The sequence below is a fragment of the Dietzia sp. UBA5065 genome (assembly GCA_002415925.1).
Taxonomy (GTDB): Bacteria; Actinomycetota; Actinomycetes; order Mycobacteriales; family Mycobacteriaceae; genus Dietzia.
Genome location: DIAZ01000002.1, coordinates 1 through 7,889, shown reverse-complemented (window position 1 = coordinate 7,889; position 7,889 = coordinate 1). Strand labels below are relative to the sequence as shown.

The following is a 7,889-nucleotide window of genomic DNA, read 5'->3' as shown; positions in this document are numbered from 1 at the left end:
CCCGAGGCGTTGATCGTGCCGGGTGCGATCTCGAGGTGCTGGACGCCGACGCCCCACTGGAACGCGAAGGCGAGCATGGTGTTCCAGACGATGTTGAGCGCGAACGCGGGGTGCCACGGCTGGTCGCGCGTCACCCGCACCACGCCGTACCCGACGTCGTCGTCCATCCCGATGATGTTGGTGTACTTGTGATGGTGGTAGTTGTGCGTGGCCTTCCAGTGCTCGGAGGTCCCCACGATGTCCCATTCCCAGGTGCTGGAGTGGATCACCGGGTCGTTCATCCAGTCCCATTGCCCGTGCATCACGTTGTGCCCGAGCTCCATGTTCTCGATGATCTTGCCCGCGGCCAGCATGCCGGTGCCCACCACCCACGCCGGGCGGTAGCCCGAGAACAGCAGGACGGCACGCGCGCCCGCGACGAGGCCGCGCTGGAGGCGGATGGTGTTCTGGACGTAGCGCCGGTCGGCGTCGCCGAGCGACTCCATGACGGACGTGCGAATCTCCTCGAGTTCCTCGCCGATCTTCTCGACGTCCTCGGCGGAGAGATGGGCGTATTCCTTCACATCTGATATCGCCATGCGCAGACCGTACTGAGCGGACCGGTGGATGTCGACCGCTAAGTGGTTCAGCCGAGTTGAGCCTCATGGATTCCTCTGGGGCTTATGATCCGTCCATGGCTCTCGTCGAGATCTCAGGCGTCAACAAGCACTTCGGTGACTTCCAGGCCCTCAAGGACATCAACATGTCCATCGAGGAGGGGGAGGTCATCGTCGTGATCGGCCCCTCCGGTTCCGGGAAGTCGACACTGTGCCGCACGATCAACCGGCTCGAGACCTTCGAGTCGGGGTCGATCACGATCGACGGCAAGGAGTTGCCCGAGGAGGGCAAGGCGTTGGCCAGGCTCCGCGCCGACGTGGGGATGGTGTTCCAGTCCTTCAACCTGTTCGCCCACAAGACGATCCTCGAGAACGTCACGCTCGGGCCGATCAAGGTCCGCAAGCAGTCCAAGGCCGAGGCGGAGAAGCGGGCCATGGAGCTCCTCACGCGGGTCGGCGTGGATCACCAGGCCGCCAAGTACCCGGCCCAGCTCTCGGGCGGTCAGCAACAGCGCGTGGCGATCGCCCGCTCGCTGGCCATGGACCCCAAGGTCATGCTCTTCGACGAGCCCACCTCGGCCCTCGATCCGGAGATGATCAACGAGGTGCTCGACGTGATGACCGGGCTGGCCAAGTCCGGGATGACCATGGTCGTGGTGACCCACGAGATGGGCTTCGCGCGGAAGGCGGCCAACCGCGTCATCTTCATGGCCGACGGGGAGATCGTCGAACAGGCGACCCCCGAGGAGTTCTTCACCAACCCGCAGAGCGCTCGCGCGAAGGACTTCCTGTCCAAGATCCTCACCCACTAGCACCAGCGAACCCACCCCAAGCCCCACCCACCCATCGCACGAGGAGACCACATGAACATCCGACGGATCGGATCGGCCGCCGCGGCCGTCACCCTCGCACTCGGCCTGGCCGCGTGCGGAAGCTCGGACGACGGCGGTGAGGGGCAGCTCAAGATCGGCATCAAGTTCGACCAGCCGGGGCTGGGGCTCAAGGAGGGCAACGCCTACAAGGGCTTCGACGTCGATGTGGCGACGTACATCGCGGAGAAGCTCGGCACCCCCGCGGACGAGATCGAGTGGGTCCAGGCGCCCAGCGCCCAGCGCGAGACCCTCCTCGAGACCGGACAGGTGGACATGATCGTGGCCACCTACTCGATCACCGACTCCCGCAAGGAGAAGGTCGGCTTCGCCGGACCGTACTTCATCGCCGGTCAGGACCTGCTGGTCCGCCAGGACGACGACAGCATCACAGGACCGGAGTCGCTCGACGGCAAGCGCCTGTGCTCGGTCACCGGCTCGACCTCGGCCCAGAACGTCAAGAAGGAGGTCCCGGGCGTCAACCTGCAGGAGTTCGGCACCTACTCCGAGTGCGTCTCCGCGCTGGTGTCCAACGCGGTCGACGCGCTCACCACCGACGACACGATCCTCGCCGGCTACGCGTCCCAGGACCAGTACCAGGGGAAGCTCAAGGTGGTCGGCGCGCCGTTCAGCGAGGAGCTGTACGGCGTCGGCATCCAGAAGGGCGACGTGGCGAAGTGCGAGCAGATTAACGAGGCCATCCGCGAGATGATCTCCGACGGCAGCTGGGAGACCGCCGTCCAGGACAACCTCGGCGCCGCCGGCTTCACCCCGGGGGCGGGAAACCCGCCCAACCCGGGGCCCTGCGCCTGACCTGATCCGCATCTCACGACGGAAGGTGGACCATGGGCGACATCTTCGCCGACTATGACGTCCTCGGAGCGGTATGGGTCACCATCCAGCTCTCGGTCCTGGGGACCATCGGCGCCCTGATCCTGGGGACCCTCATCGCGGTCCTCCGGGTCTCGCCGGTGGCGGTCCTGCGGGGCCTGGGGACGTCCTACGTCAACACGTTCCGGAACCTGCCGCTGACGCTGCTCATGGTGTTCAGCATCCTGGGGCTGTCGTTCATCCTCCAGCTGTCCGTCTCGGACGACTTCGCCCGGAACGCGTTCTGGTGGGCGGCGATCATGCTCGCCGTCTACCACGCGGCGTACGTCTGTGAGGCCCTGCGCTCCGGCGTCAACACCGTGCCGGTGGGGCAGGCGGAGGCCGCCCGCTCCATCGGGCTCGGCTTCGGGCAGTCGCTGCGTGAGGTGATCCTCCCGCAGGCGTTCCGCGGATCCGTCGCTCCCCTGGGTTCGGTGATCATCGCGCTCATCAAGAACTCGACGGTCGCGGCGGTCATCGGCGTCGGGGAATCGGCGGGGCTGCTGCAGGTCATCACGGAGAACGAGGGCGCGAGTCTCCCGACGTTCTTCTTCTTCGCCATGGTGTTCGTGGTCCTCACCCTCCCGATCGGGCTGTGGACCACGTCCCTCTCACGGAAGCTGGCGGTGAAGCGATGAGCACCCAGGCGGTCCTGTTCGACGCCCCGGGCCCCAAGGCCCGTCTGCGCCACAAGATCTTCACGGTGGTCGGCGCCCTCCTCGCGCTGGGCATCCTGTACCTGATCTACGCCAAGTTCGAGGCGGCCGGGCAGCTCAAGGCCTTCATGTGGGAGCCGTTCGTCACGGACTCCGAGGTGTGGACCTCCTATCTGATCCCGGGCCTGCGTGGCACGTTCACGGCGGCCGGAATCTCGATCGTGTTGGCGGTGGTCTTCGGGCTGCTGTTCGGCATGGGCAGGCTCTCCCCGTTGGCCCCGCTGCGGTGGTTCTGCGGGGTCGTGGTGGAGTTCTTCCGGTCGGTCCCGGTGCTGCTCATGATGGTGTTCGCCTACTTCGGGTACTTCGCCACCGCGAACATCGTTCCCAACGAGCACGCGCCGCTCGCGGCCGTCGTCACGGCGCTCACGCTGTACAACGGGGCGGTCATCGCCGAGCTCGTGCGCTCCGGCGTCCACGGTCTGCCCAGCGGGCAGGCCGAGGCGGGGCTCTCGGTGGGACTCACCCCCGGGCAGGTGCTTCGGTCGATCCAGCTCCCCCAGGCACTCACGGCCATGCTCCCGGCGCTCGTCGGCCAGCTCGTCGTCGTCCTCAAGGACTCCGCCCTCGGCTACGGCATCACCTACCTGGAGCTGCTGAACTGGTCCAAGACTCTGGGTTCCGCCTACGCCAACACCGTGCCCGCGTACATCGTGGCCGGCATCCTGTTCATCCTCGTGAACTACGCGCTGACCAAGCTCGCGGTCTACCTCGAGGGCAGGCTCAAGAAGCGCCGGGCCAAGAACTGACCGGACGCACGAGCACTGACCGGACCCACGAGAAGGGCCCCGCCGGATCATTCGGCGGGGCCCTTCTCTCGTTGGGACCGGGGTCAGGTCACTTCGGTGGCATCCGGATGCCGCCGTCGACCCGGATGGTCTGGGCGTTCATGTACGGGTTGGTGAGCAGCTCCATGACCATCGACGCCAGCTCGTCGCCCGAGCCGAGGCGCTTGGGGAACAGGACGTTCGCGCCGAGGTTGGCCTTGAACGCCTCGGACTCCGGGCCCTCGCCGTAGATCGGGGTGTCGATCAGGCCGGGGGCGACGGTGTTGAGGCGGATGCCGGCGGCCGACAGGTCGCGCGCGACGGGCAGGGTCAGGCCCACGATGCCGCCCTTGGAGGCGGAGTAGGCGGCCTGGCCGATCTGGCCGTCGAACGCGGCGACGGAGGCCATGTTGACGATGGCGCCCTTCTGGCCGTCCTCGTCACCCTCCTGCGTGCTCATCTTGGTGGCGGCCAGCCGCAGCATGTCGAACGAGCCGATGAGGTTGATCTCGATGACCTTGCGGAACGAGTCCAGGTCGAACGCCGACGAGTACTCGCCGTCGCGCCCGATGGTGCGCTGGGCCCAGCCGATGCCGGCCGAGTTGACGAGGTACCGCAGCGGCCCCAGTTCGAGGGCGGCGGCGACGGCCTTCTGGTTGTCCTCGGTCTTGGTGACGTCGACGGCGACGAACACGCCCCCGACCTCGGCGGCCAGGGCCTCACCCTTCTCGGCGTTGAGGTCGGCCACGACGACCTTCGCGCCCTTCGCGGCCAGTTGACGGACGACGGCCGCGCCGATTCCCGACGCACCGCCCGTGACGATTGCACTTGCTCCAGAGATTTCCATGCCTGAACGGTAACAAGCGGGCGTGACGGATACGGCGGGACGGTGAGGTCGGCGGGATTCAGCCGCCCGTGCCGGGCACGTTGACATCCCATCTGATGCCGAACCGGTCCCGGACCTGCCCGTAGTGGTCGCCCCACGGCGCCATCTCGAACGGCATCGCCACCTCGCCGCCGGTCGAGGTCACCTTGTCGATGAACCCGGTCGCCTCCTCGGTGGTGTCGAAGGACAGGAGGAAGGAGTAGACGTCGCTGCGCAGGGGCGGCAGCCCGTCACCCATGCCGTCTCCGCCGGTGAGGGTGATCGAGGGCGACTCCATGGTCGCGTGGGCCACGGCCTCGGGCGGCGGGGTGAACGGGAAGCCCTCCATGGACGGGAACTGGGCGTAGGTCATCACCTCAAGGCGCCCCCCGAAGAGGTCGCGGTAGTACGGGAACGCGTCGGCGGCATTGCCGGGGAAGGAGATGTAGGGACTGAAACGCGCTGCCATGGTGGGGTCCTCTCGCTGCGGACGGTCCGTCCGGCGCCGTCGACGCCGGCCTCCTCTCCACGCTAGACCCGTCTGTGGCGCAGGTCACTATCCTCGTCCGGACAGGGCGAGCAGCCGGGCGCGTGAGTCCGCCCCGATCGTCACGGGCCGCGGCTCGTCGAACACCTCGAAGGTGCGCATGAGCTCCACCACGTCCCTGGCGTGCTCGAGCGTCCAGGCCGCCAGTTCCTCGGCCTCCGCGGTGTCCCAGGTCGCCGGATCGAGGTCGTGGGCGTGGATCAGCAGTTCAAAGACCCGGAGCGCGAGCAGGTCGCGGACGGGTATGTCGGCCATCCGGTGCGGGACGAGCGCGTCGGCGTCCCGGGCCCGGGCGAGTTCCTTCCGCAGTCCGGCGGACGTGCGGTACAGGGCCGGCACCGGGCGGTCACCGGCGTGGTCGGCGGTCCGCGTCCAGCCGATCTCCGACTCGGGTAGGCGCGGGAAGTAGGCGGCGTACCGCAGGCCGCCCCCGAGCACGTGGTTGGCGCAGTCGCGGCGGGTCCACCCGGGGCAGGCCGCGCAGTCGCCCTCGAGCCCGCCGGCGAGCGCTTGCGCGAACAGGCCGGTGGCGGCGTCGAGGACGGACAGGTGGGCTGCGGGCAACGGTTTACCGGTCACGGGGCCTCCTCCGGAATGTCCGAGATCCACAGTAGGTTGATCGTGTCGTCACGCATACCCGCCCAGTGAAAGGAACCGACGCCACAATGAGCCCGCAGACCTCCGGTGCAGCCGAGACCCGGGAGTTCCAGGCCGAGACCCGGCAACTCCTGGATCTGATGATCCATTCGATCTATTCGAACCCGGACACCTTCCTGCGTGAGGTCATCTCCAACTCCTCCGACGCCCTGGACAAGCTGCGGCTGGTCGCGCTCCAGGACTCCACGCTGGGGGTCGACACCTCGGACCTGCACATCGAGCTGGTCCCGGATGAGCAGGCGCGCACCCTGACGATCCGGGACAACGGCATCGGCATGTCGCGCGACGAGGTGGTGGACCTCATCGGCACCCTCGCCAGGTCGGGCACCGGCCAGATGCGGGAGGCGCTCGCCGCGGCGCGGGCGGCGCAGGAGTCGGGTGAGGTGAGCGAGCAGGCCACGGCCGACCTCATCGGCCAGTTCGGTATCGGCTTCTACTCCACGTTCATGGTGGCCGACACGGTCACGCTGATCACGCGCAAGGCCGGGGAGGCCGCGGGTACCCGCTGGTCGTCCGGCGGCGAGGGCACGTACACGATCGAGGAGGCGGCGGACGCCCCGCAGGGCACCTCGGTGATCCTGCACCTCAAGCCGGCCGGAGGGGACGCGGCGCTGCCCGACTACGCCGAGGAGCACACCCTGCGTCGGGTGGTGCGGACCTACTCGGACTTCATCGCCTGGCCCATCCGCATGGAGATCGGGCGCCCGGCGCCGGACCCGGGCGAGGCGGCGGGGGAGGACGGCGCGGCGGGCGATGCCGGGGCCGGCACCGCGCTCACCGAGACCGTGACGCTCAACTCGCAGAAGGCGCTGTGGACGCGGCCCCGCTCGGAGGTCACCGACGAGGAGTACACGGAGTTCTACCGCCACGTCTCCCACGCCTGGGACGAGCCGCTGGAGACCATCACCCTCAAGGCCGAGGGCACGTTCGAGTACCAGGCCCTGCTCTTCCTGCCCACGCAGGTGCCCTTCGACCTGTTCTCCCAGGACACCCGGCGCGGGGTGCAGCTCTACGTCCGTCGAGTGTTCATCATGGACGACTGCGAGGAGCTGGTCCCGCCGTTCCTGCGCTTCGTCAAGGGGATCGTCGACGCCCAGGATCTGTCGCTCAACGTCTCGCGGGAGATCCTGCAGCAGGACCGCCAGATCCGCGCGATCCGCAAGCGCCTGGTCAAGCGCGTGCTGCAGACCATCGGGCAGATCAAGACCGACCGTCCCGAGGAGTTCCGCACCTTCTGGCGCCACTTCGGCGCGGTCCTCAAGGAGGGGCTGATCTCGGACGTCGATGCGCGCGAGCAGCTGCTCGCCGTGAGCACGTTCGCGTCGACCCGGCCCGCTGCGGCGGAGGCGCCGGAGGGGCACGACGACGAGGTGGGCACCACCATCGCCGAGTACGTGTCCCGCATGGCCGACGGGCAGGAGGAGATCTACTACCTCACCGGGACGTCCCGCGCGGCGGTGGAGAACTCCCCGCACCTGGAGGCGTTCCGGGCCCGTGGGGTCGAGGTGCTCATCCTCACCGACCCGGTCGACGAGGTGTGGGTGGACGCGGTCGGGGAGGTCGACGGCACGCGCCTGCGGTCCGTGGCCAAGGGTGACGTGGACCTGACCGGCATCGGCTCCGACACCGCCGGGCAGTCCGAGGACGCACCGGACGCCGCCGAGTTCACCGGACTGCTCGAGTGGCTGGGCGAGGAGCTGTCCGACGAGGTCAAGCAGGTGCGCCTGTCGCATCGGCTCACCGAGTCGGCGGCCTGCATGGTGGGCGACGAGTTCGACATGACCCCGCAGCTCGAGGCCATGTATCGGGCCTCGGGCATGGAGCTGCCCGCGAGCAAGCGGATCCTCGAACTCAACCCGACCCACCCGGTGGTCGAGCGGCTGCGCGTCCAGCACGCCGAGGACCCGTCGGCGCCGGGGCTCACGGAGACGGCGCGCCTGCTGTCGGGCGCGGCGGTGCTCGCCGAGGGTGGCACGCTCACCGCTGTCTCTTATACACATCT

Annotated in this window: 9 protein-coding genes; 5 read left to right on the top strand and 4 right to left on the bottom strand. The window is 68.4% G+C overall.

Features of this window, described 5'->3' with window-relative positions; all coding sequences use genetic code 11:
• On the bottom strand, nucleotides 1-578 hold a 578-nt coding region (locus tag B4M60_RS00240), incomplete at its 3' end, for a fatty acid desaturase family protein (RefSeq protein WP_414646691.1).
• Nucleotides 579-673: 95 nt separating this feature from the next.
• Between B4M60_RS00240 and B4M60_RS00235 the strand changes: the two genes are divergently transcribed.
• Genes B4M60_RS00235 through B4M60_RS00220 form a run of 4 tightly spaced genes read left to right on the top strand, consistent with a single transcriptional unit; the run spans nucleotide 674 to nucleotide 3,800 of the window.
• On the top strand, nucleotides 674-1,408 hold the full coding sequence (locus B4M60_RS00235) for an amino acid ABC transporter ATP-binding protein (RefSeq protein WP_291079362.1): 735 nt from the start codon (nucleotides 674-676) through the stop codon (nucleotides 1,406-1,408).
• Nucleotides 1,409-1,459: 51 nt separating this feature from the next.
• Nucleotides 1,460-2,278, top strand: a complete 819-nt coding sequence (locus tag B4M60_RS00230; protein ID WP_291079361.1) for a glutamate ABC transporter substrate-binding protein — start codon at nucleotides 1,460-1,462, stop codon at nucleotides 2,276-2,278.
• Nucleotides 2,279-2,310: 32 nt separating this feature from the next.
• On the top strand, nucleotides 2,311-2,973 hold the full coding sequence (locus tag B4M60_RS00225; RefSeq protein ID WP_291079360.1) for an amino acid ABC transporter permease: 663 nt from the start codon (nucleotides 2,311-2,313) through the stop codon (nucleotides 2,971-2,973).
• Entirely contained in the window at nucleotides 2,970-3,800 is an 831-nt protein-coding gene (locus B4M60_RS00220) for an amino acid ABC transporter permease (RefSeq protein WP_291079359.1), read from the top strand. The genes B4M60_RS00225 and B4M60_RS00220 overlap by 4 nt, the downstream gene beginning before the upstream one ends.
• Nucleotides 3,801-3,888: 88 nt before the next feature.
• Here the strand turns inward: B4M60_RS00220 and B4M60_RS00215 are convergent, their stop codons facing one another.
• The 3 genes from B4M60_RS00215 to B4M60_RS00205 form a co-directional block, all read right to left on the bottom strand.
• On the bottom strand, nucleotides 3,889-4,665 hold the full coding sequence (locus tag B4M60_RS00215) for an SDR family NAD(P)-dependent oxidoreductase (protein WP_291079358.1): 777 nt from the start codon (nucleotides 4,663-4,665) through the stop codon (nucleotides 3,889-3,891).
• Between the two features lie 58 nt (nucleotides 4,666-4,723).
• Nucleotides 4,724-5,152, bottom strand: coding sequence for a VOC family protein (locus tag B4M60_RS00210; RefSeq protein ID WP_291079357.1), 429 nt, complete (start codon nucleotides 5,150-5,152; stop codon nucleotides 4,724-4,726).
• A gap of 87 nt (nucleotides 5,153-5,239) precedes the next feature.
• Nucleotides 5,240-5,809 carry a maleylpyruvate isomerase N-terminal domain-containing protein gene (locus B4M60_RS00205; RefSeq protein WP_291079356.1) on the bottom strand — a complete coding sequence of 190 codons (570 nt, stop codon included), beginning with the start codon at nucleotides 5,807-5,809 and terminating at the stop codon, nucleotides 5,240-5,242.
• An 86-nt stretch (nucleotides 5,810-5,895) separates the two neighbouring features.
• Between B4M60_RS00205 and htpG the strand changes: the two genes are divergently transcribed.
• The coding region (htpG, locus tag B4M60_RS00200; protein WP_291079355.1) for a molecular chaperone HtpG at nucleotides 5,896-7,889 on the top strand (1,994 nt) is incomplete at its 3' end.

What these genes read in the sequence shown, in the direction of transcription:
- B4M60_RS00210 (WP_291079357.1), bottom strand. Translation starts at nt 5,152, where the DNA reads ATGGCAGCGCGTTTCAGTCCCTACATCTCCTTCCCCGGCAATGCCGCC.
- B4M60_RS00230 (WP_291079361.1), top strand. Translation starts at nt 1,460, where the DNA reads ATGAACATCCGACGGATCGGATCGGCCGCCGCGGCCGTCACCCTCGCA.
- B4M60_RS00220 (WP_291079359.1), top strand. Translation starts at nt 2,970, where the DNA reads ATGAGCACCCAGGCGGTCCTGTTCGACGCCCCGGGCCCCAAGGCCCGT.
- B4M60_RS00235 (WP_291079362.1), top strand. Translation starts at nt 674, where the DNA reads ATGGCTCTCGTCGAGATCTCAGGCGTCAACAAGCACTTCGGTGACTTC.
- B4M60_RS00225 (WP_291079360.1), top strand. Translation starts at nt 2,311, where the DNA reads ATGGGCGACATCTTCGCCGACTATGACGTCCTCGGAGCGGTATGGGTC.
- B4M60_RS00215 (WP_291079358.1), bottom strand. Translation starts at nt 4,665, where the DNA reads ATGGAAATCTCTGGAGCAAGTGCAATCGTCACGGGCGGTGCGTCGGGA.